This is a genomic window from Bacillus xiamenensis (genome assembly GCF_000300535.1).
Taxonomy (GTDB): domain Bacteria; phylum Bacillota; class Bacilli; order Bacillales; family Bacillaceae; genus Bacillus; species Bacillus xiamenensis.
This window is the reverse complement of record NZ_AMSH01000006.1, coordinates 1-23,163: the sequence shown is the minus strand read 5'-3', so window position 1 is coordinate 23,163 and position 23,163 is coordinate 1. Positions and strand designations below refer to the sequence as shown.

General features: G+C 39.2%; 27 protein-coding genes and 1 tRNA gene. 25 read left to right on the top strand and 3 right to left on the bottom strand.

The features are described from left to right. From BA1_RS03920 to BA1_RS03910, 3 genes are read left to right on the top strand one after another with little or no spacing between them, the layout of a single operon-like run. Positions 1 to 1,458, top strand: a complete 1,458-nt coding sequence (locus tag BA1_RS03920) for an ABC transporter permease (protein WP_008355961.1) — start codon at positions 1 to 3, stop codon at positions 1,456 to 1,458. Positions 1,459 to 1,471: 13 nt separating this feature from the next. Further along, positions 1,472 to 2,992: an ABC transporter permease gene (locus BA1_RS03915; protein ID WP_008355959.1), complete on the top strand. Its 1,521-nt coding sequence runs from the start codon at positions 1,472 to 1,474 to the stop codon at positions 2,990 to 2,992. A 19-nt stretch (positions 2,993 to 3,011) separates the two neighbouring features. Continuing rightward, positions 3,012 to 4,805, top strand: a complete 1,794-nt coding sequence (locus BA1_RS03910) for an ABC transporter substrate-binding protein (RefSeq protein WP_008355956.1) — start codon at positions 3,012 to 3,014, stop codon at positions 4,803 to 4,805. Positions 4,806 to 4,935: 130 nt separating this feature from the next. Here BA1_RS03910 and BA1_RS03905 read toward each other — a convergent pair whose 3' ends face one another. Continuing rightward, positions 4,936 to 5,379, bottom strand: a complete 444-nt coding sequence (locus BA1_RS03905; RefSeq protein ID WP_008355955.1) for a YslB family protein — start codon at positions 5,377 to 5,379, stop codon at positions 4,936 to 4,938. Positions 5,380 to 5,662: 283 nt separating this feature from the next. Between BA1_RS03905 and BA1_RS03900 the strand changes: the two genes are divergently transcribed. From BA1_RS03900 to BA1_RS03795, 22 genes are all read left to right on the top strand, one after another. Next, positions 5,663 to 6,271 (top strand): succinate dehydrogenase cytochrome b558 subunit, encoded by a 609-nt coding sequence (locus tag BA1_RS03900; RefSeq protein WP_008355953.1) that lies wholly within the window; start codon positions 5,663 to 5,665, stop codon positions 6,269 to 6,271. A gap of 37 nt (positions 6,272 to 6,308) precedes the next feature. Continuing rightward, positions 6,309 to 8,069 (top strand): succinate dehydrogenase flavoprotein subunit, encoded by a 1,761-nt coding sequence (gene sdhA / locus BA1_RS03895; RefSeq protein ID WP_008355952.1) that lies wholly within the window; start codon positions 6,309 to 6,311, stop codon positions 8,067 to 8,069. 1 nt (position 8,070) lies between these two features. Next, a complete protein-coding gene (sdhB, locus tag BA1_RS03890) occupies positions 8,071 to 8,835 on the top strand; it encodes a succinate dehydrogenase iron-sulfur subunit (protein WP_008355950.1) in 765 nt (254 codons plus the stop codon). A gap of 123 nt (positions 8,836 to 8,958) precedes the next feature. Further along, on the top strand, positions 8,959 to 9,417 hold the full coding sequence (locus BA1_RS03885) for an acyl-CoA thioesterase (RefSeq protein ID WP_008355948.1): 459 nt from the start codon (positions 8,959 to 8,961) through the stop codon (positions 9,415 to 9,417). Positions 9,418 to 9,488: 71 nt separating this feature from the next. After that, complete coding sequence (locus tag BA1_RS03880) at positions 9,489 to 10,202, top strand: biotin--[acetyl-CoA-carboxylase] ligase (RefSeq protein ID WP_034738344.1); 714 nt, start codon at positions 9,489 to 9,491, stop codon at positions 10,200 to 10,202. 369 nt (positions 10,203 to 10,571) lie between these two features. Further along, positions 10,572 to 10,796: a spore germination transcription factor GerE gene (gene gerE, locus BA1_RS03875; RefSeq protein WP_003184172.1), complete on the top strand. Its 225-nt coding sequence runs from the start codon at positions 10,572 to 10,574 to the stop codon at positions 10,794 to 10,796. 150 nt (positions 10,797 to 10,946) lie between these two features. After that, entirely contained in the window at positions 10,947 to 11,387 is a 441-nt protein-coding gene (locus BA1_RS03870) for a MarR family winged helix-turn-helix transcriptional regulator (RefSeq protein ID WP_007501606.1), read from the top strand. 7 nt (positions 11,388 to 11,394) lie between these two features. Then, the gene (gene racE / locus BA1_RS03865; protein ID WP_155887853.1) at positions 11,395 to 12,213 is read left to right on the top strand and encodes a glutamate racemase; all 819 of its coding nucleotides are present in this window, start codon (positions 11,395 to 11,397) and stop codon (positions 12,211 to 12,213) included. A 101-nt stretch (positions 12,214 to 12,314) separates the two neighbouring features. Continuing rightward, complete coding sequence (locus tag BA1_RS03860) at positions 12,315 to 13,376, top strand: GerMN domain-containing protein (protein WP_008355940.1); 1,062 nt, start codon at positions 12,315 to 12,317, stop codon at positions 13,374 to 13,376. A gap of 151 nt (positions 13,377 to 13,527) precedes the next feature. After that, a complete protein-coding gene (rph, locus tag BA1_RS03855; RefSeq protein ID WP_008355938.1) occupies positions 13,528 to 14,256 on the top strand; it encodes a ribonuclease PH in 729 nt (242 codons plus the stop codon). Positions 14,257 to 14,266: 10 nt separating this feature from the next. Beyond that, the gene (locus BA1_RS03850; RefSeq protein ID WP_174549235.1) at positions 14,267 to 14,869 is read left to right on the top strand and encodes an XTP/dITP diphosphatase; all 603 of its coding nucleotides are present in this window, start codon (positions 14,267 to 14,269) and stop codon (positions 14,867 to 14,869) included. 14 nt (positions 14,870 to 14,883) lie between these two features. Continuing rightward, entirely contained in the window at positions 14,884 to 15,408 is a 525-nt protein-coding gene (locus tag BA1_RS03845; RefSeq protein WP_008355935.1) for a YfcE family phosphodiesterase, read from the top strand. 120 nt (positions 15,409 to 15,528) lie between these two features. Continuing rightward, positions 15,529 to 15,602 (top strand) — tRNA-Arg (locus BA1_RS03840). Between the two features lie 417 nt (positions 15,603 to 16,019). Then, positions 16,020 to 16,793 (top strand): spr1630 family ClpXP-sensitive toxin, encoded by a 774-nt coding sequence (locus BA1_RS03835; protein ID WP_008355932.1) that lies wholly within the window; start codon positions 16,020 to 16,022, stop codon positions 16,791 to 16,793. 20 nt (positions 16,794 to 16,813) lie between these two features. After that, positions 16,814 to 17,974: a spr1629 family repressor/antitoxin gene (locus BA1_RS03830; RefSeq protein ID WP_008355930.1), complete on the top strand. Its 1,161-nt coding sequence runs from the start codon at positions 16,814 to 16,816 to the stop codon at positions 17,972 to 17,974. A gap of 845 nt (positions 17,975 to 18,819) precedes the next feature. After that, positions 18,820 to 19,554, top strand: coding sequence for a hypothetical protein (locus tag BA1_RS03825; protein WP_008355929.1), 735 nt, complete (start codon positions 18,820 to 18,822; stop codon positions 19,552 to 19,554). 180 nt (positions 19,555 to 19,734) lie between these two features. After that, the gene (locus BA1_RS03820; protein ID WP_008355927.1) at positions 19,735 to 20,094 is read left to right on the top strand and encodes a DUF2513 domain-containing protein; all 360 of its coding nucleotides are present in this window, start codon (positions 19,735 to 19,737) and stop codon (positions 20,092 to 20,094) included. A gap of 198 nt (positions 20,095 to 20,292) precedes the next feature. Further along, entirely contained in the window at positions 20,293 to 20,664 is a 372-nt protein-coding gene (locus BA1_RS03815) for a hypothetical protein (protein ID WP_008355924.1), read from the top strand. Positions 20,665 to 20,928: 264 nt separating this feature from the next. After that, the gene (locus tag BA1_RS03810) at positions 20,929 to 21,168 is read left to right on the top strand and encodes a hypothetical protein (protein WP_008355921.1); all 240 of its coding nucleotides are present in this window, start codon (positions 20,929 to 20,931) and stop codon (positions 21,166 to 21,168) included. Between the two features lie 69 nt (positions 21,169 to 21,237). After that, positions 21,238 to 21,537, top strand: a complete 300-nt coding sequence (locus tag BA1_RS03805; protein ID WP_008355919.1) for a hypothetical protein — start codon at positions 21,238 to 21,240, stop codon at positions 21,535 to 21,537. Then, positions 21,534 to 21,854: a hypothetical protein gene (locus tag BA1_RS03800; RefSeq protein WP_008355917.1), complete on the top strand. Its 321-nt coding sequence runs from the start codon at positions 21,534 to 21,536 to the stop codon at positions 21,852 to 21,854. The genes BA1_RS03805 and BA1_RS03800 overlap by 4 nt, the downstream gene beginning before the upstream one ends. Further along, on the top strand, positions 21,854 to 22,168 hold the full coding sequence (locus BA1_RS03795) for a guided entry of tail-anchored proteins factor 1 (protein WP_008355915.1): 315 nt from the start codon (positions 21,854 to 21,856) through the stop codon (positions 22,166 to 22,168). Before BA1_RS03800 ends, BA1_RS03795 begins: the two co-directional genes overlap by 1 nt. Positions 22,169 to 22,311: 143 nt before the next feature. Here the strand turns inward: BA1_RS03795 and BA1_RS03790 are convergent, their stop codons facing one another. Next, positions 22,312 to 22,701 (bottom strand): immunity 50 family protein, encoded by a 390-nt coding sequence (locus BA1_RS03790; protein ID WP_008355913.1) that lies wholly within the window; start codon positions 22,699 to 22,701, stop codon positions 22,312 to 22,314. A gap of 20 nt (positions 22,702 to 22,721) precedes the next feature. After that, positions 22,722 to 23,163, bottom strand: a 442-nt coding sequence (locus BA1_RS19370; RefSeq protein ID WP_008355910.1) for an HNH/endonuclease VII fold putative polymorphic toxin, incomplete at its 5' end; no start/stop codon positions are given.

Sequence of the window (23,163 nt, the reverse complement as noted above, 5' to 3'; positions counted from 1 at the left end):
GTGTCGAGAATGGTAACTGTAAAACTTGATGAGATTAGCGGCATTTCTCATTCATCTTGGGTAAGTCGAATATTTCAAGACATTCAATCACGCCGCTCATATCAATTATTGCTATGGATTGTTGGTTTACCCGTGCATTTGTGTGTATTTTTTTATTATTTACATAAGAGTAAACAAGATTCATATCTTCACGTATTAGAAGAAGTGAAGGCTCGTTTAGAGGCTTCCGGCGCTAAAGAGGAAATGAGAGCGGATATTCAGCAGCAAGTGTTGAGAAAAAAAGAATTCTTTCATGAAAAAATAGATCCACATGAGATCGACAGATTCACTCTTCAGTGGACAGAAGAAACCTTTCAAAAAATAGTCAAATTGAAAGTTGAGGAAGAGCTAAAAAAACAAGGCCGGGCGAAAGTCTCGTTTCATACGGTTTTTGCTTCACTATTATCTAACCGACTTTTTCTTATGGTGACATTGGTTCCAGGCTTACCAATGTACATTCTGCTTTTTTTATACCGACATGCATTCTTGAAATATGTCATTGAACGGCTGCTTATGAGTGTATTGGTGATTATCGGTGTAGTCATTCTTGTCTTTACCATTCTCTATTTCTCTCCATTTGATCCAGCAGTAAATATTCTTGGAGAATCCGCAACAAAGGAGCAAATCGCCGCTTTTAATCACCTATATGGTCTAGATCAGCCATATATTCAACAGCTTTGGAATGCTTTAAAAGGACTTTTCACATTTGATCTAGGAAAATCGTTTACCGGAAATGAAGAAGTGGCAACGAGCATAGCGAATAAATTTCCTATCACGCTCACATTAGCTGTTTGGTCACTCGTCATGGCGGTTGTGATTGCCATTCCAATAGGGGTTATTTCTGCGACAAGACCATATTCATTTTTTGATTATTCGTTCATGTTTATCGCATTACTTGGGTTGTCCATTCCAAACTTTTGGCAAGGACTCATTTTCATTTTGAACTTTTCGATTAAATGGAACTGGCTTCCCGCCACGTATTCCCCAGAAAATTGGTTATCTTTACTCATGCCAGTCATCGTCCTTGGTACGGGGTTAACTGCCTCGATTGCTCGGATGACTAGGTCATCAATGCTCGAAGTTATCCATGAAGATTACATGATTACAGCAAAAGCAAAGGGGCTAAGTCAGCAGCATATTCTATGGCGACATGGAATTGGCAATGCTATGATTCCGATTATTACCGTCATTGGACTGCTTTTCGGCGGCATGCTTGGAGGAGCGGCTGTTACAGAAAAGGTATTCAACATTAGTGGTATTGGAAGTTATATCGTTGATAAGCAGTTTATCCCTGATATTCCGAGTATTTTGGGAGGGGTTGTATATGTGGCGATTACAATCTCCGTCGTAAATGTCATCATTGATATTTTATATGCATTTTTTGATCCTCGTATTAGATCAAAGATGAAACAATATTGAAGTAGGTGTAGGCATGTCAGTAACGATGAAGTCAATTCACTCTCATGAGCAGCATCACGTGAAAAAGAGGTCTATCGAGTATATTGGCGCAAAATTCACATCTGTTGTATCAATTGTAATGGCCATTCTTTTCTTTATAAACAGTGTTGATATTGCGAATCAAACAGTGAAGCCAATGATGTTCAGTGTATCTTTAATTTACATTTTCTTTTCACTTATTCAAGTCGGTATTACATGGAAAATGAAGAATGATCTAGAAAAGACAGGTGTAATTCAAACCTTCACGAGGCGTCTAGGTTATGTGCAGCTGTTGAGTCTTTTCGCTGGTCATCTCATCATCACCGTTTTTGCCTTTAGTCTCATAAAAGAAAGAAGATCTCTGGCATATGTATTTGCTTATTACATGCTGATCAATCATATCGTGATCGTGGCTTTGTCGGCTCTCAACTTATTCAAACCCTATGTAACGGATTCCTTTCCGCTTGCTATGCTAACCCTGCTTGTTATCGGTCTCTTTTATACGGCAGTATTTGTGTTTGTCATCAAGCAGGAGGATAGAAAGGTATCACCGGCAGCGGGAACATATTTTGCTATTGCCCTTGTGCTTTCATCTGTGATGGGCAATGTATTTGCCCTTCTTCTTGCGATGCAGCTTATGGTGCAAACAGAACATATCAAAAAATATCGTTTTGAAAAATGGCATTCCATCTGGGAGAAAATAACGAGAAACCAAGCAGCGATGCTAGGACTGTTGTTCATTGGTTTTGTGTTCTCTCTGTCAATGTGGAGTGTATTTACCTTCGATTATGACTTGGCTGTCAAGAATCAATATGGCGCTATTTTGCAAACACCAAGTCTTGCTTATCCACTTGGAACTGATCAATTTGGCCGTGATGTATTTTCGCAAATTGTCTTTGGTGCAAGAATTTCTTTACTCGTTGGCTGCATTTCAACCCTTATTCCAGCCGTCATCGGAGGTTTTTTGGGGGCGATTGCTGGATACTACACGCCAAAAACAGATCATGTCATTATGCGGCTTCTGGATGTTCTTTATGCCATCCCGGGCATATTGCTGGCGATCGCTATCATTGCAGCATTCGGGGCTAATATTGTGAACTTGATCATTGCTCTTAGTGTAGGAGCGATTCCGACCTATGCCAGAACAATGCGTGCCAATGTCATGATGATTTCTAATTTAGAATATGTTCACTCAGCCCGTGCATTAGGTGCTAGTGACTGGTCTATTATTTTTAAAGAAATTGTCCCTAATTCACTGGCGCCAATGATTGTGAAAGCCACTTTGACAATTGGGTCGGCAGTCATTGCAACAAGTAGTTTGAGTTACTTGGGACTTGGCGTTGAACCTCATATTCCGGAATGGGGAAATATATTAAAAGCGGGGAGTACCTATCTAGAATCTCATGCCTATCTAGCAATTTTTCCAGGGCTCGCCATTATCATGCTTGTCTTATCATTTAACTTTTTAGGTGACGCATTACGGGATGCGTTAGATCCAAAATTAGATGAAATGTAAAAAACAAGGGGGAAATACGATGAAAAAAAGTGGATTATCATTGCTCATCATATTGCTTGTCGTATTAGCAGGCTGTGTCAATACAAAGTCAAGTGTAGGAAATGAGGAAGGGAGTCAAGCGTCGAAAGAAACGATTGAATTACTTGGAATGAGTAGCAGTGAAGATGACCTGAATATCGTACGAGATCAATTGGTTAAGAGTGGACTTAAAGTCAAATTGAATATTCAGCCTGATTACGGTAGCTATACAGCTCAAAAAGATGCGGGGAATTATGACATCGTTCTTTCGAGCTGGACGACTGTGACGGGCAACCCTGATTATGCAGTTCGAGGTATATTTAAAACGGGTGCTGATAACAGCATCTTGTCAGATAAACAAATCGATCAATTGATTGACACAGCAGCAACAGAAACGTCTGACGAATACATTCAAACGTATCAAGAATTAGAAAAGCGTCTAGTCTTTGATAAGGCCTATATTGCGCCGCTTTATAATTCATTGAAAGCTCAAGGTGTGAATAAAGAAGTGATCAATGAGAAGACCGTTCGTCTGGCTAAATCTCGGGCAGTTGCATGGGAATCAATTGATTTTAACGATTCATCCAAAAGAAATAAAGATCCGCTCATCACGCAGCAGGCGCTGGCTTCCCTTACATCGCTTGACCCGATTAAAGGCAATGATGGATCAATTAATACACTGAATACCAATATGTATGTAAGACTTGTGAATTTGACAGATGATGATACAGTCACATCAAAAGGTTCACTTTCTTGGAATCATGCCGCAGCAAAAGATAAGACACATTATTACTTCTTATTAAGAGACGATATCCATTTTGCAAGGGTGGAGAATAAAAAAGCAGTGGATTCGGGCGAACGTGTAGGTGCTGATGATGTGGTCTTTTCGCTCAATCGAGCCAAGGATAAAAATGCAGTACCAGATCATCGAACATACTCATTACATGAGCATATTAAAAGCGCAGAGGTCGTAACCGATCTATCTGAACTGAAAGCAATATCAGGTAATGGTGGTACGATCAAAGAAGATTTAGAAAAAGATGTGCAACAGAAGGTGAAAAAGCTCGTAAAAGATAAAAAAGATGCAGACAATCAAGCAGGTGCGTATCAAGTGGTAAAGATCACGACAACAGAGCCATTCCCGCAAGTATTAAATTATTTAGCCCATCAATCAGCAGGAATTGTTTCTAAGAAACAAATAGAGCGTGTAAACACGTATGATATAGATGCCTTTGATCCAGCAAAGGATATCCCATATGGTGATCAGCGTACAATCACAGAAGGGAAAATGTATAACAATCAATTGTTTGCGAGCGGACCATACATTTTATCGTATAAAAACGATTATGAAGCCGTTTTTTATAAAAACCCTGCATATATGAAAGGCACAGGGAACGAGCCAAACATTTCTCAAGTCACCGTTCGATTTATTGAAAATCCTGATAGTGCACTATCTGCACTTCGAAATGGTGAAATTCATATTTTTAATGGTATACCTGAAACAAAATATGATGTGGTTGAGAAAGATAGCAAGCTCGCCTTGCAAAAAAATCAGAGCAATGCGGTTGCTTATCTATTATTTAACACGTCTAAACGTGAAGTGGCAAAAAGCGAGGATTTACGAAAAGCCATCCTTTACTCAATCAATCAAGAGGAATTCGTTAACTTCTATCAAGGTCATAAAAACAAGGCCTCATCCACAGTCAGTCCGCTTGTTGAAACAAAGAACGAGTTAAAGCCGGATGCGGAAAAGGTGAAGGAATACTTAACGGCATATCAAAAAAGTAAAAAATGAGCAAGGAGCATCTACTTCGAATAGGGGTAGATGTTTTTCTGATGAAGGGAAATCCAGGTTCTGTGTGTGCTATGATAGAAGGACATATAAAAAAGGCGTGACACGAAGTCCTCGCCTTTCATAAAGAGTGTTAGCTAGGGTCTCTTAAATCCCATTTAACGGTTAAAATGACTTTATCAGCACGCTTTTTTACTTGTTCATAGGATTCAGCCACGTACTCATTGAGAAGCTGAATCTGTTCAGCAATAAAACCTGCTTCCATTTGAAAACATGGCTCCTTTTGATAGGTGAGTCGATTCGTTATAAGTGGACCTTCGAGCTCAAACTCAATTTCCTGTTTTTTAGAATGGACCATCGTGAGAGTTCCCCATCCAGCATCATGGAAAAATTCGGGGATCTTCTCCCATGACTCTTGAGGAAATTTACGAGCAAGCAGCTTACCCGCAAAATACATCATAGAGGAATGATCCTGACCAAGAATGTCAGGCAGCAGAACTTCGCGTATCAGCTCGTAGGCAAATCCATTGACTTCAATTTCTTTTAGCTGTTCTAAGTTAGATTCAAATTTATTCATTGTACGGCTCCCCTCTTTCAACAATTTATTATAGCTTATGTGGGCATATGATGACAGAGTTTTCCCTAGAAGTCTAAGAAATTCTTATTGTAATAAAACGAATTTTGATTTAAAACTTTTAAATTTCGGAAAATTTTAATTTATGTACGCGGTTTCTTGACGCTTTTTTGACATAGGAGTAAAATGAAATTGTCAATAAATTTGAATAAAGTGCTTACATTTGAAAGAAGCGGGGGTAAGACAATTTTCAAGCAATTGCACTTTTTTACTAGGGGGTAAAGTAATGTCGGGGAACAAAGAATTTTTTTATCGGAGATTGCATTCTTTGCTTGGCGTCATTCCGGTCGGTCTATTTTTAGTACAGCACTTAGTGATTAACCACTTTGCGACGAATGGACCAGAGGCGTTTAACAAAGCTGCACACTTTATGGAACAGCTTCCATTCAGATATGCACTTGAGCTGTTCGTGATTTTCTTACCACTGATCTATCATGCTGTTTATGGGGTGTACATAGCCTTTACGGCACAAAACAACACGTCTCGCTTCAATTACTTAAGAAACTGGTTATTCAGACTGCAGCGGATTACAGGTATCATTACATTGATTTTTGTCACCTGGCACGTATGGGAAACACGTATTCAAGCGCAGCTTGGAGCAGAAGTAAACTATGACATGATGGCGAATATTTTAAGCTCTCCATTTATGCTAGGTTTCTATATTGTCGGCGTTTTATCTACTATTTTCCACTTTGCTAATGGCTTGTGGTCATTTGCTGTCAGCTGGGGAATTACGGTTTCACCACGCTCACAAAGAATCTCCACATATGTGACATTAGGTATATTTATAGCGCTTTCATATGTAGGGCTAAGAGCAATTTTCGCTTTTGTTTAAGAGGAAATAGATTAGTAGAAGAGGGAGAGGGGCTACAATGAGTAATTCTAGCATCATCGTTGTCGGAGGCGGCTTAGCTGGTCTCATGGCAACTATCAAAGCAGCAGAAGCGGGAACAGCTGTTAAACTATTTTCAATCGTACCTGTGAAACGTTCACATTCTGTGTGTGCACAGGGCGGAATTAACGGAGCGGTGAATACAAAAGGTGAAGGGGATTCACCATATGAGCATTTTGATGATACGGTTTACGGCGGAGATTTCTTAGCTAACCAGCCGCCAGTAAAGGCAATGTGTGAAGCAGCACCGTCCATTATCCACTTACTCGATCGTATGGGTGTGATGTTTAACAGAACACCAGAGGGATTACTGGACTTCCGCCGCTTCGGGGGAACACAGCACCACCGTACAGCATATGCTGGTGCCACAACAGGTCAGCAGCTATTATACGCACTGGATGAGCAGGTTCGCCGCTATGAAGTAGCAGGGCTTGTCACGAAATATGAAGGCTGGGAATTCCTTGGCGCTGTCTTAGATGACGAGGAAGTCTGCCGAGGCATTGTCGCGCAGAACTTGACGACAATGGAAATCGAATCCTTCCGTTCAGATGCTGTTATCATGGCAACAGGCGGCCCTGGAATCGTCTTCGGTAAATCAACGAACTCTATGATTAATACCGGATCAGCTGCATCTATCGTTTATCAGCAAGGTGCACATTATGCAAATGGAGAATTCATTCAAATTCACCCAACAGCGATCCCAGGAGATGATAAACTTCGTCTCATGAGTGAATCAGCTCGTGGTGAAGGTGGACGTGTTTGGACATATAAGGACGGGAAGCCTTGGTACTTCCTTGAAGAAAAATACCCAGCGTACGGGAACCTTGTACCGCGTGACATTGCAACGCGTGAAATTTTCGACGTATGTGTTGAGCAAAAGCTAGGAATCAATGGAGAAAACATGGTATACCTTGACCTTTCTCACAAAGATCCAAAAGAGCTTGATATTAAGCTTGGCGGAATCATTGAAATCTATGAAAAATTCATGGGTGATGACCCGCGCAAGCTTCCGATGAAAATTTTCCCTGCTGTTCACTACTCAATGGGCGGATTATGGGTCGATTATGATCAAATGACGAATATCAAAGGCTTGTTCGCTGCCGGAGAATGTGATTATTCTATGCACGGCGGAAACAGACTTGGTGCAAACTCATTGCTTTCTGCGATTTACGGCGGAATGGTCGCTGGACCAAATGCTGTGAAATACATTAGCGGTCTTGAAAAGTCTGCAGAAGACCTATCTTCTACAACATTTGACAGCGCCGTGAAGAAAGAGCAGGAGAAATGGGACAACATCCTTAGCATGGATGGCACAGAAAATGCTTATGTGCTTCATAAAGAGCTTGGAGAATGGATGACGGATAACGTTACAGTGGTTCGTTACAATGACAAACTCTTAAAAACAGATCAGAAGATTGAAGAACTGATGGAGCGATATAAGCATATCAACATCAACGATACGGCATCATGGAGCAACCAAGGCGCTGCCTTCACACGTCAGCTTGACAACATGCTTCAGCTGGCACGAGTCATTACGATCGGGGCATACAACCGGAATGAAAGCCGAGGCGCACACTATAAACCGGAATTCCCAGAAAGAAACGATGAAGAATTCCTAAAAACAACGATGGCTACGTTCAAAGGGAAAAACCAAAAGCCTGCATTCCACTATGAGGACGTCGATGTATCGTTAATTGCACCTCGTAAACGAGATTACTCGAAGAAAAAGGTGGAGAAATAAGATGAGTGAACAAAACACGATTCAATTTATTATCACACGTCAAGATACAGCAGATGGCAAGCCTTATGAAGAGGAATTCGAAATCCCTTACCGTCCGAATATGAACGTCATTTCCGCACTCATGGAAATTAGACGGAACCCGGTCAATAAAAAAGGTGAAAAAACAACGGCTATTAACTGGGATATGAACTGTCTTGAAGAGGTATGCGGCGCTTGTTCCATGGTGATTAATGGAAAGCCTCGCCAGTCATGTACAGCACTGATCGACAAGTTAGAGCAGCCGATTCGTCTTCAGCCGATGAAAACTTTCCCGGTTGTCAGAGACTTGCAAGTTGATCGAAGCCGTATGTTCAATTCCTTGAAAAAAGTCAAAGCATGGGTGCCAATCGATGGCACATATGATCTTGGACCTGGACCAAGAATGCCCGAGAAAAAGCGTCAATGGGCGTATGAGCTTTCGAAGTGTATGACATGTGGTGTCTGCCTTGAAGCTTGTCCAAACGTAAATGATAAGTCTTCCTTTATGGGCCCTGCACCGCTTTCGCAAGTTCGTCTATTTAACGCACATCCGACAGGTGCGATGAATAAGTCTGAACGTCTAGAAGAGATTATGGGTGATGGCGGTCTTGCCAACTGCGGGAACTCCCAAAACTGTGTGCAGGCTTGTCCAAAAGGAATCCCGCTCACAACATCAATTGCAGCACTTAACCGAGATACAACATTACAAGCTTTCCGTAACTTCTTCGGAAGCGATCACGCAGAATAACATCACATTCAGTCCTCCTTGCCAATCATGATGAGTGTTTACAAGAGGCTGGATGCAAAAAACATAACAAACGCCTCTTCCAATACGGGAGAGGCGTTTGTTTGCAAATAAGGAGTGAATCAAATGAGGCTGCCGTCATATATTGAAGAACCGTTTAAAGAGTGGAGGGCATCGTTTCGATTTTATGTGGAAACAACCGTCCGTTTTTCAGAAACGGATATGTTTGGTCACATGAACAATGTCACCCCTTTCGTGTATTTCGAAGAGGCACGGATTGCCTTTTTTCAAAAAACGGGACTTGTGGACAAACGAATGAAGCGGGTCAAAGAGACCATCACAGTCGTGGCAAACCTACAATGCGATTACATCAAGCAGGTGGAGATCGGCGAGAGGCTGCGTGTGTATGTAAAGCCTGAAAAGGTTGGATCTAGCTCACTCATCCTGCATTACTTAGGAGAAAATGAACTGCAGGAACCGTGCTTTACGGGCTCTGTGACAATGGTGCAAATTAGCAAAGAAACAGGTGCATCTGTTCCATTTACGGAAGAAGAAAAAGAGACATTTCAGGCTCAACGAAATTAAAGAATCATGGGCGTATGCGTCGTTTTGTTATAATAAAAGGATTATATCAAGAAGAAACAAAAGGAGATCACATGAAGATTTTTCAATATGACACCATTGATAGTACAAATAATGAAGCGAAAAGGCTCATACAGCAAGGAGAAACGCCTTTATTTGCTGTTTATGCCCGTCAGCAGACAGCAGGAAGAGGCAGGCTGGGCAGACCGTGGGAAACACCTACAGGGAATGTGGCTGTTACCATGACGGTAAAGCCGCCAAAAGATCTCTCTACCCAATCAACGATTGCCCCAATGACGGCACTAGCGATTTATGATGTACTCAAACCACTCATGAGAGCAGAGGACCGGCTGGCAATCAAATGGCCAAATGATATTCTGATTAATGAAGCAAAAGTATCTGGCACATTAATTGAAGCAGACCGCAGCGCCATCTATATCGGTGTTGGCATCAATGTAGAAACAAAGCCGGAGCATGTCCCGTACAAAACCATTTGCTTATCAGAGCTTGCAGAGGTGAAAGCCGAAAAGCTTGTGACAGAACTGACAGCGGCTTTTGAAAAATACTATACACGCTGGCAGCATGAAGGATTTGGAACCCTCACTTCCCTCTACAACAAACGGTTATTCCGTTTGAATCAACCGCTTCGTATCTCATTAGATCGTGAAAAACAAACATGGCAAGAAGGCATTTGCTGCGGGGTCAACCAAGACGGTCATTTGCAGCTAAAAGATGATCAAGGGCATATGAAAGCCCATTCTGCTGGAGATATTGACGCACCACGCTAAAATGGACAAAAGCAGACGAAACATAGTCTGCTTCTTGCTTCATACAAGGCTGAACCATCTAGTCTTATATCGTCAAGACTATGAAGAAACCCAATTGAATGTGGATCAACTTCTTTCTGACGATTGCTGTCATGGTCACACTTGTGCTACATATCGTACTTAATGACCCGTTTGAAAAAGGACGATGTCTTCACATAAGACTCGTTCTTTTTTGTACTGCTTGAAGCGTAAGAAATTGGACGTTGATCTGCGGGATTTCTCGATTTTAACGTCACCTACCTCAGGCACCCGGCATATGATATCTCGACTATACAGAATCCCATTCTATAGAGACTAGAGCTCTCACCTTAGCAAGGAGGGTTACAATACTTGAAGGAGAAAGAGTTTCAATCCAAGCCGCTATTAACCAAAAGAGAAAGAGAAGTATTTGAATTGCTCGTCCAAGATAAAACAACAAAAGAAATTGCAAGCGAGCTTTTTATTAGCGAAAAGACTGTTCGGAATCATATTTCGAATGCCATGCAAAAGCTAGGAGTTAAAGGTCGTTCACAGGCCGTAGTCGAGCTTCTGCGTATGGGTGAGCTAGAGCTCTAACGTCAGCCGGTTTTCCTTCCGCACCAGGGAGGAGCCGGTTATTTCTATATGGTTTCCATGAGTCTCTTCTTGCATTTTCTTTGAAAAACGAGGAAAATAGGAATGTACGTTTTAAACAAAGTGAGATGCTATAGTGAGGTATCAATGAAAATGGAAACGAATGAGTCAGGCCATGTTGCAGAGATTGAAAAATCATTGCGCCATATTGCTGCAATTATTAAGCAAAAAGGCAGAGAAATTCTAAATCAATATACGATTACACCTCCTCAATTTGTAGGGCTCCAGTGGCTTTATGAATTCGGAGATATGACAATAGGTGAGCTATCACAAAAGATGTATTTGGCTTGCAGCACGACAACCGATTTAATTGATCGAATGGAAAAAAGTGAACTTGTCGAACGGGTCAAAGATCCGTCTGACCGCCGTGTGGTTCGCATTCATTTATTGCCTGAAGGCGAGCGGATCATTCAAGAAGTGATTGTCAAACGCCAAGAATACGTCAGTGAACTTCTAGGGGCTTTCTCAGAAGAAGAAGCCATCGTTTTCAATCAATCTTTAACGAAACTACAGCAGCAAATGAAAAGAAAATGAGGCGATTTTGTTGGATCAACCAATCGGCGTTATTGATTCCGGCGTAGGCGGTTTAACCGTTGCGAAGGAAATCATGAGACAACTGCCAAAAGAAAAAATCATCTATGTAGGCGATACAAAACGGTGTCCATACGGCCCGCGGGAAGAAGAAGAGGTTCTTCAATATACATGGGAAATGGCGCACTACCTATTAAGACATCACCATATTAAAATGCTTGTTATTGCATGCAATACAGCGACGGCGATTGCGCTTGATGAAATTAAAGAAACGCTTGATATCCCGGTCATTGGCGTGATCCAGCCTGGAGCCCGCACTGCGATCAAGGTGACAAACAACCAGCATATTGGCGTCATCGGCACAGCCAATACGATCAAAAGCGAGGCCTATAAAGAAGCGCTGTTATCTCTAAAAGCAGGACTAACCGTTCAAAGTCTGGCGTGTCCGATGCTTGTTCCATTTGTGGAGAGCGGTACGTTTTTAGATCATACAGCAGATGAAGTGGTGAAAGCTTCTCTTGAACCGATGAAAGAAACAGGAATTGATACGCTCATTCTTGGCTGTACGCACTACCCGATTTTAAAAGAGCCGATTCAGCGCTTCATGGGCAGTGGTGTGAACATCATTTCATCAGGGGATGAGACAGCTAGAGAAGCGAGTACAATTCTTTCATATAAAGGGCTTTTAAATGCTTCTCAGGAAGCGCCTGTTCATACATTTTACACAACCGGGCAGCAGCAAAATTTTCAAAATATCGCGCGCGACTGGTTTGGCTACCTGCCAGGGAAGGTCGAAACCGTGTCGCTCGAAAAAGTATATCAGCAATAACCCGCTTCTCATTGGAGTGGGTTATTTTTTTATGAAAAGGGTCTAATCCTCTAGAGGAGCTCGTATACATAGTAGTACAAACTACTAGAGGAGGGTGAAGTATGCTGAAAAAGGGATCTACAGCAGCTGTTACGTGTATTGCGTCAGCCATGCTTTTGTCAGGATGCGGATTGTTTCAAACAGACCAAGCGAAAACAGAGATTGATCCACCACAAAACGTCACTTTTGTGAAAGAGAATAAAGAAGAGAAACAAACAGCCAAAGAAGGAAAAGAAGAGAAGCAAGCAGATACAGTCATGAGAGAATTATATTTAATTGATAAAAACGGTTATGTCGTCTCTCAATCCATTCCGCTGCCGAAAAACGAAGGAAGTGCCAAACAAACACTTGAATATCTCGTAGACGGTGGGCCGATCTCCAACCTGATGCCAAATGGATTTAGAGCCGTGCTGCCGGCGGACACGAGCGTATCTGTCGATATTAAAGATGGCACAGCGGTGGTTGATTTTTCAAATGAGTTCAAAAACTATAAAAAAGAAGACGAACAGCGCATTTTGCAATCTGTCACTTGGACGTTAACACAGTTTGATTCAGTAGCCAAAGTCAAATTGAAGATGAATGGACATGAATTAAAAGAAATGCCTGTAAATGGGACACCGATCTCAGATGATTTAAGCAGGGAGGACGGTATTAATATTCAGAACGAGGCAGCCGCTGATATGACGGCGACAAAGCCAGTCACCGTCTACTATTTAGCTGAATCTGATGAACAGACGTACTACGTTCCTGTCACAACAAGAGCCCCAAAAGATGAAGATGATCCAATTACAGCAGCCATTGACGAGCTCGTCTCTGGGCCAAGCAAAACAAGTCATTTGCTCACAGACTTTGATCGAGATGTGAAGCTGAATGACGTACCAAAAGTAAAAGACGGCCATGTGACCCTTGATTTCAATGAATCTATTTTTGGCAGTGCAGATGAAAAGAAAAAGGTCATTTCACAAAAAGTTCTTGATAGCATTGTGCTGACATTAACAGAGCTGCCAGATGTGAAAAGCGTGTCTGTGAAGGTAAACGGAAAGGCAGAGCTTGTGAACGAAAAAGGAACAGAACTCACAAAGCCAGTTTCAAGACCAGAACAAGTGAATACAGGTAGTTTTTAACGTCACACATTGATATAATGGAGAAAAAGAGGCATGCACATTCGCTGCCTCTTTTTTATTCCAAGCGATTAGAACCGATCCAGGTTGTCAAAGTTAGTAGGAGAACCCCGCTGGTACGCGCGCGGAATGTATATTGTAACGGAGGTAAAACATGAGATTAGATGAAAGACAATATGACGAATTAAGAAAAATTGAAATAGAGGCAGGCTACATTACGCATCCAGAAGGCTCTGTCTTAATCTCAGCGGGAAATACGAAGGTGATTTGTAACGCATCTATCGAAGACCGCGTACCTCCTTTTTTAAGAGGAGAAGGAAAAGGCTGGATTACAGCAGAATATAGCATGCTTCCAAGAGCAACTGCACAAAGAACGATAAGAGAATCATCTAAAGGAAAAGTCACAGGACGTACAATGGAAATTCAGCGTTTAATTGGACGAGCACTCCGCGCAGTCGTTGATTTAGAAAAGCTTGGCGAACGCACGATTTGGATTGATTGTGATGTCATTCAAGCAGACGGCGGCACACGCACAGCGTCCATTACAGGGGCTTTTGTCGCCATGACACTTGCGATTCAAAAGCTTCGAGCAGAAGGCGTTATCAAAGAAAACCCGATCACTGATTATTTAGCGGCAATATCCGTCGGAATTGATTCTCAGCAGGGGCTTCTGTTAGATTTAAACTATGAAGAAGATTCTTCAGCTGAAGTAGATATGAATGTCATCATGACAGGCGCTGGACGCTTTGTTGAGCTTCAAGGCACAGGCGAAGAAGCGACATTTTCAAGAGAACAGCTAAACGGACTGCTTGATTTAGCCGAAAAGGGCATCAAAGAATTAATCGAAAAGCAAAAAGCAGTAACAGGAGAAGTCCTCGAATAAAGAGAAGGGTTTGATCAAGATGAAAACAGCCATCATCGCAACGCACAACCAGGGCAAAGCGAAAGAATTCAAAGCCATTCTTGAGCCAAAGGGGTTCACGGTCAAAACACTAGCAGACATTGGCTTTACAGAAGAGATTGAAGAAACAGGACATACCTTTGAAGAAAATGCGGTCATCAAAGCCGAGGCGATTCAGGCCAAAGCAGGTGAAATGGTGATTGCAGACGATTCCGGTCTATCAATTGATTATCTTGGCGGGAAACCGGGCGTCTATTCAGCGAGATATGCGGGCGAGCATAAAAACGATGCTGAGAATGTCAAAAAAGTACTGAGCGAGCTTACAGGCATTGACAAAGAAGACCGCACAGCCAGATTCAGATGTGCTCTGGCTGTCAGCATACCGGGCAAAGAAACAAAGACGGTAGAAGGATCAGTAGAAGGCTTCATCGCAGAAGAACCAAGTGGAGACAACGGCTTCGGATACGACCCAATTTTCATCGTCAAAGACAAAGACCAGACGATGGCCGAGCTATCACCAGAGGAGAAAAACAAGATCAGCCATCGAGCGGTCGCGCTTCAAAAGCTTTCATCACTGTTAGACGCAAATGAATAAGGGGGAATGAAGCCATGAAGATACTCATCATTAGTGACAGTCATGGACTCACAGACGAGCTTCAAACCATTGCCAAACGGCATAAAGCTGAAGTAGACATGATGATTCACTGCGGAGACTCAGAACTCGAAACGAACCATCCAGCACTCGAAGGATACAAAGTCGTCAAAGGAAATTGTGACTTTATGGGCGATTTTGAAGAAGAACTCCTGCTCCCACTGGATGGAGGCGGAAAACTATTTCTCACTCACGGACATCTGCATGGCATCAAACAATCCTTGCTTCAAGTCTACTACCGGGCAGAAGAGCTAGGCGCAGACATTATCTGCTTTGGCCATTCGCACATCCCAGGCAGTGAACTGCTCAGAGGAAAGCTGCTCATTAACCCTGGCAGCGTGCACCTACCAAGAGTGCGCAAAGAGCGCAGCTATGCTATACTGACACTAGATGGAAGCGAAGCAAACGTGCAATTTTACACGGACGAAGGTCACGTCATACCAGACCTCGAAAACACTGTCACATTGGAAGGTATTTCATAAGGGTGCAGCATTTGCCCCTTATGAAAAAACTTTCGAAAAACCGTTGACTTTAAAGAACAATAGTAATATAATAAATCTTGTCGTTGAGGTAATACAGCCCAGCACGCTACATAACAACATGTCCCAGTAGCTCAGCAGGATAGAGCAACGGCCTTCTAAGCCGTCGGTCGGGAGTTCGAATCTCTCCTGGGACGTAATTTTATTTAAAACCGTTAAAAAGTCAGAGACGTTGATAAAACAATGTTTCTGGCTTTTTTGTTTTCTGCTAGTTTCGGTTCAAGGATTTTTAAACAAGTTCGATTTATTTTATTTATAAAACTACAAAAACAGGAGTTCATACTCTAATGAGTAGGAGGTACAACGAATTTACCAAAGCATATCGAGTTATTACAGGCAATCAAAGGCTGTAAGAAAAATATAGAACAATTAGTACTCCTTTTGTTTTTTTATTTTATTAAGTGCGTTCTCAATATAGATTTCCATTTCGATAATGTTTTATCGCTTCTGATACTATCTGTTTTAAATTAAACCTAGTAATTTTTAAATCACTTTAAAAAAATGGCTCAAAAGTGTAAAATGAGTTAATCAAATAAAAAGGGGTATGTTAAATAATGAATCACTTTCCAGAGTCTTTAAGTCAAAAGATAGTTGAAGGGATTTTAAAAGGCTACAAAAGTTATTTAGATGAAAGACGCGAAAAAAAAGCTTTGATGAAAATAAGTAGTGCTTATGCTTGGGTGAGAGGGAATCATATTGATAATGCTGTAGCAGAGGTATGTGAAACTCAAGGTATAGAATATCAAACATCAAAAGCTGGTTACACATGGGGATATTTGAAGTTTGATAATCAAATAAATGGAGAAAAAACGTTATTTATTTTAAAAATAGGGACAATAATTAATAATGGTGCTGCTGGTATCCTTCAAAAGAAAAAGGAGGATCAAGAAAAAAATTATTTAGTACAACTTTCAAAAATAAATAAAAATCATTTTAAAGATACCGAAGCCAGTGTAGGGGGAACAGAACAATTAAAGTTTGCTTTTTCACCACTCGATCGAAAAAATTCAGAGGACAAAGAAGTCCTCGCTGAAATAGCGAATATGGAAGAAAATTATACTCATTTTTATATAATTGCTTACGAATTTGATGTAACAAGCAAAATGTTATCATCTGTAAATCTCTTTTTGCCTGCTCCTGGATTGTCTGAGTTTAGACGAGTTGATAATTGGAATCGTTTTATTGAAGCTTCAAATGTTCAAATTACTTCAGAAGATTTGGAAACTCTTCACGAAGATAAGGTAGCACCTGAAGAATTCTCTGAGAGTGATTACATTGTTGGGAAAGTTCATCAAGAAATTGATGTTAACATAGAGGGGAAAAAATAATTTTAAAGGAGGCACTTAATATGTTTGTTGGTGAAAAACTAACTGATATCAGAGTGCTTCATGGTTATTCAAGAAATGAATTAGCTATAGCTTTGGATGTAACTGAACAAGCAGTTTGGCAATTTGAAAACGGATATGCTACACCAGGAATTGAGACCATGAGCAAAATTAAACAACTTTTTAATGTTAAAAACTTCTTCTTTTATAATGACTCCAGTATTGGCGAAACTGTTAAAGAAGAAGGAATAGCATATAGATCATCCGAAAAGAACAACGCTAAAAGAACTAAAACAGAAGCTGTATACTTAAGATTTATAAATTACTTGATGGAGTATATTGAAGATTTTGTTGAGTATCCTGACAATCTGATCTTAAAGTTAAGAGATTATACAATAAATCAGATAATAGAGGAAGGTCAAGTAACCGAAAGATTAATTAAAGAAATTGCTATTGAGACAAGGAACATATTAGGTTTGAATAATCAAGATAATAAGAATTTACTGTTCCTTCTAGAGAAGAATGGGCTATTTATTGTGGAGCGAGATCTTAGTGTCAAAACCGATGCATACAGTTCCTGGTTAAATAATAATAGACCCATTATTGTTCTCAGCAATTTTGAAAAATCTTCCGTTAGAAGGAATTTCGATTTGGCGCATGAATTGGGCCATTTATTGTTACATTATAAGATTAACATCTTAGAGTTAACCACTACAGAATATGAAAAGATTGAGCGTGAAGCTAATTTATTTGCAGCTAATTTTCTTCTTCCAGAAGAGCTATTCCTTAACGATATGAAATCAGTAAAAAGAAAATCAAATCCAAATTCTTATATAGAATTAAAAGAAAAGTGGCATGTTTCTATTGCTGCATTAGCCTATCGTGCCTACCAACTTAATTTGTTATCTTATCAACAATATCGTTACTTTAATGGGTTATTAAACAAACACGGTTATAGAGTACAAGAGCCACTCGATGATACTATACCGATTATTAGGCCGGGTAAGTTAAGAAATTCTTTAAGATACATTTTTGAAAATAATTTATCTGACTTAAACGATTTTCAAAAACACACGTCTTTTGAGATTAAATTAATTTCTAAATTATTTGGTATTGAAGAGGAGTTCTTTTCTAAGTATAGCGTTCAACCTAAAATCTATAATTTTAAAAAAAGAGTTAAATAGGTCCAAGACGGAGAGCCAGCGGACACAGATCAACACCTTTTAAGGGTGCTGGTTGGTGTCCGTTCTTTAAATTGTAGTAAAAGAAGTTGCGCGATGAAAAAGAAAAAGCTTTAAGAGAGTCAATGGATCAAAATATGCAGCGCTTAAAAAAGCCCAAGGCGGGGCCATGCTTAGAAAATAAGGGGGAATCATCATGAATCAGATAAGTTTAGGGAACATCTGATCTTTTTCAATTACGTGTCAAAGACGTTAAGAAACAATATGTGTCTTTGAAGGGGAAGAAGACAGGAAAAGAATCAAGATAAACAAAACGCTTCGAAAGCACTAGATCAATATATTAAAGATCGCGATGATCAAGAGTATGTATTTAGAAGCAGGGAGGGGCTAAACAAACCTATCAGCCGCAGTAGTGCATACAATATATTGAGAGAGGCAGCGGAGTATGTTGGCCTCGATAGCATAGGGACACACACTAAGGAAAACATTTGGATACTGGCATTATAAGAAGTTCAAGGATGTGGCCTTGCTGCAAGAAATATTCAACCACTCAAGCCGAGATATTACATTGAGATCTATTGGGATCACACAAGACACAATGGATAGAACAATGGACGACTTTGGCTTATAGACTCATCTGTTCAATTGGCAGGTGGGTCTTTTTTTATGCTCTTTTTCATCAACTAACCATAATGAGAAAATGTCCAACTCATTTTAAGGAATTGGTTGAAAAGCAAGAGAGGCAAAGGATTCAGCGATTCCCTGAGTTAGGCACAATAACACAATAATAGATATGGTGAATTGGTGGATAACCAAAAGTGTATAATATATGGAAAAGGAGGATTTATATGAATAATATTGTTAAAGGCGGAGAAAACATTTTAGACAGAGCAATAAAGCATATGGAAAGTTATTTACAAGTGAAAAACAATATATTGGATAATGATTATGTTCAGTTGATAGGAGATTCTTCGAGAGTTGTAGGTTTTTTACACAACTCATCAAAATTAATCCATAAGAAAAAATTTCAATCATTTTTAAAAGGTTTCAGTATGGATGAAGATCCAACACAAGCTCAATTAGAAAAATTAATAGAGTATGTGGATGATGAGACTAAAGCTGAATTTGTAGCTGACGTTTTTTCTAAAATATTATTTTCAAATTCAAGCAAAGCATGTGTAATAATGGGAAGTATCTTGAATGATGTAGTTGAGAGAAAGACTGAATTGACACATGAACAGCTAAATTCAATACACGCTTTAATGCATTTTTATGACATAGATATAGAGAATTACAGAAAATTATTTTCAATTTTTAAGAATGCAAAAAGAAATGAAAATACGCAGTACCAGTTAAGTAGGAAGATAAAAATGGAAAATTTGAATAGGGTTAGTATCAACATGACACTTGAAAAAGCAATAACCAATCAATTGTTTTATAGATCTATATCAGTAGACGTGGACTTAGATGTTAGTTTTGAGTCTGCGGATGCTGATACAGATGAATATTTCAAACTGACAACAAGTGGTCACTTAATAGGAAAATACATAGATAGAATATACACACGTTTTAATAGGGCGTAAAAATGGCACACTTTTGGCACGATCTTGGCAAAGCATTTCGTCTGAAAGCGGTTATGATGGTATTAGGTGATAAATTGAGAGCGGCTTCCATTGCGGAGGTCGTTTTTTCGTTCGACAAAGTTTGCAAACACTTTGAATTAGTCAATCTATACCGATATTTAATTGTAAAGGGGGATTACGATGAAAAGAGATATGAATTTAATTCGAGAGATATTAATAAAATTAGAAGAGCATGAAAATCCTAATGTTTGGTTATCCATAGAAATTGAAAATGAAGATCCAGTAAAAGTTAGTTATCATATTAAATTACTATCAGAAGCTAGAATGCTTGAAGGTAAAGATTTAGGAATTGATCAATATTTCTGTTGGAAAGCTAGAAGTCTTACATATCAAGGCCATGAATTATTAGATAGTATGAGAGATGGTACTGTTTTCAAAAGAGTTAAGAATCACTTTGGTGAAAAATTCAATTCAGTACCGCTAGAAGTTATTAAACAAATGGCTCTAAAATTTACACTTGAAAGTTTAGGAATAAAATGAGTGTGAAAAATGATACTTATATAAAAATGGCAAACTTTTGGCACGATCTTGGCAAAGCATTTTGTCTCAGAGCGGTTAAGATTTAGGTGATAAATTGAGAGCGGCTTCCAATACGGGGGTCGCTTTTCGTTCGACAAAATTTGCAAATAATAAAATTTTACAAATGATAGGTCGATATATCATCTGAGGTGACTATATATGACTAGGAAACTTGGAGAATCTAAAGCTGTTACAACATATTTAAAAGGTCGTTATAAAAAAAATTATAAAAAAATAATTAAAACTACTTTCGACGAAGATGTAAAATTACAAAATGACATTATCTTAGATCATGATAAGGATGAATTAAATAGGATGTTAAAAAGAATTGAGGCTTCTATAGAATTAGAGAAAGATACTCAAACTTTATACAATCAACCTTTCTCAATAATACTTGTTATGATAACTGTTATGTCGTCAACAGGAATGGCAATAATATCAATTTTTATGAATATCTTTGGTAAATATTTAGATAGTGAAGATATTAATTCTGAAGATTTGTTGAACTCTCTACAAGGTTTTATACCTTAAATTCAATATTTGTTATCAAGTGTTGGTTTGACTTTCTTGATTGTGATTGGTTTTTGGATTTGGGCTTATAAAAGACGGATTAAATCCATTGGAAGGTTATATGCGACCTTGGTTTTATTGGAAGAGTGTATTGAGAATTATGATAAAGTAGTAAAGCAGCAAATTAATATTTGATTAATATAAGAAATGGAATATGGTATTAGGTAATAAATTGAGAGCGGCTTCCATTGTGGAGGTCGCTTTTTTATATGGAGGTGTTTAGCTGTGGTAGAACTAACCGTGAAATCTATGGAGCAACGTGTGCAAGAAATTCAAGAAACTTGGGAAGAGTCGCATTTTATTAAAACGATCAAACGTGTTCCTTATGTCGTTGTGAATGCTGAAACCAAACACAAGGACAACGTGATTAAATCAGAGTATACATTCTATGATGCCGAGGATATGTCTTTCAAAGAAGCACAAGATCGCATAAAGGACATGCTGGCGAATGGACTCACTGATTGATTTTGTGGAATAGATAAATGTGAAGCACCTGTCTGTGTGATAGGTGCTTTTTTATATGGAGGAAGAGCATTGGAACTCTTAATCTTAAAAGGCTGTTTAAAACAACGTACAAGTACTTTCATAGTAGGAACAAACACTCGTCAGGCAAGAACGCTATGGCAAGATTTGAAAAAGAAATTCCCACAATATAAATATCCGCAATTTGTTTCAAGGAACCCGGCAATGCTAGACGTGGTAAATCCTAGCGAAACAATTTTAATTTTACTGCCGGGCTATTATCGAAATCCAATAATCAATTGCTATGAATTTCAATGGTTGAAGGAAAATGCTATTGAAGTAATTCATATCAATGGGGAGGAAATCAAATGAAAATTTTAGTTATTAAAACAGATTGTCAACTAGATCAAATGACAAAGGAGAACCTGAGAGAAGAAGCTAAGAAAGTAGCACATACCGGCATCATGATTCTTGATGGGGGAATGGCATTGGAAATTATTGAAATAGACAAGTCAGCCCTATTAGATGAAAAAGGAATTGCGGCGAGTGTTGAACAAGCAATGAAAAAGGTTAGGGAAATGATGGTAGATGGGAAATATGTTCCTTACGAAGAACGTAAAATTGATAAAGATGATCTAGTCTGGGACAAAGCACGAGGGGTATACATCCTCCAAAAAGGTACAGTGTAATGAATGATGTTTTGTGCGAGAAATGCCAAAAACATTATGCTGTCGAAGTAAGAGAGAAAAAAGAAGCGAAAGGCATTGTAATTCAATTCTTCTCCTGTCCTAATTGCGGGAATGCAAATGTTGTATTTGCCACAAATAAAATCATTCGACAGAAGTTAAGAGAATTGAGGAAGGTACGAACCTTTTACGAACAAGCAACAACACATAGAAGTGCACAACGGCGTTTTGAAAAGTATACGAAGCTTAATGAAAGTGTCAAACGTCTTATGCTGCCTCTAATTGATGAAGCAAAACAGAGATTGAACAATTCATAGCATCTTTCTGGATGCTCAGGCTGTCGAGAAAATCTCGACAGCCTGAACCCATGAAATCATGGGTTCTTTGTGTTCTTTTATCATAAATTCAGTGTATTCATAGATATCATGAAACGTATAATGAGGTTTTATACGAAACGATTTTAAGAACCAATTAGCCCTGGTGAAATTTGTTCAACTCTTGCCCAATCAAATATGGTTTCGATTTGCATTTGATTCTTACAATTTATTTTTAGTAACCCTTCATCCCCTGTTGTGCTAATCTCAAAATGATCAATTATATTATTATTTCCTAAGTGATTAATTTTTAAATCCGTTACACCAATGAATGATAATTCAACGTAGACAACATCAAAATCTCTCCAACGTTTAGGTTTATTTTTCACGGAGTCTTTTGTCATTAGTCTTATAAATAGGGTAGGACCATCTCTGTTTAAATCAACATTCATGATCTCTGCATTTTTAAATTGTGGGATCTCCCCAAAAATTTGAGTCATCGCTTGTGGGTTCATAAATTTTTCTTCTCTAATCATTTGGATACTCCTCGTTTGGGTTATTTATTGTTTCTTCTTTCAAAATAATAATGGTCTTCTACACCTTCAACTTTACCATTGCGTGTGTTGTTTTCAGGTCTTACATTGTGGTGTGAAGGTTGGTTTCCAACGCCTCCTTCTCCAAAATCGTGACCATTTGAATGATCCTGAATAACAATTTTTTTACCATTAACATCATACGTAAGTTCTCTCGTAAGGATGGGTTGTTTTTTTTCATTTAATATTCGTTTTCCATTCTTATCTGTTAAGGGCACCATCTTTTGACTTTCAGGATTCTGTGTTCTTGGTATATTTAATTGGCGTTTAATTTCTTTTAAACTAGCTTTTCTAGATTCATGATGGTTTTTATTTAAGTTTTTCTGTACGTCTAGTGTTGCTTTAGTTTTTAATTTATTACTTACACCATTTAGCCCAAACGGCAAAAGCATCCCCAGCGCCGCA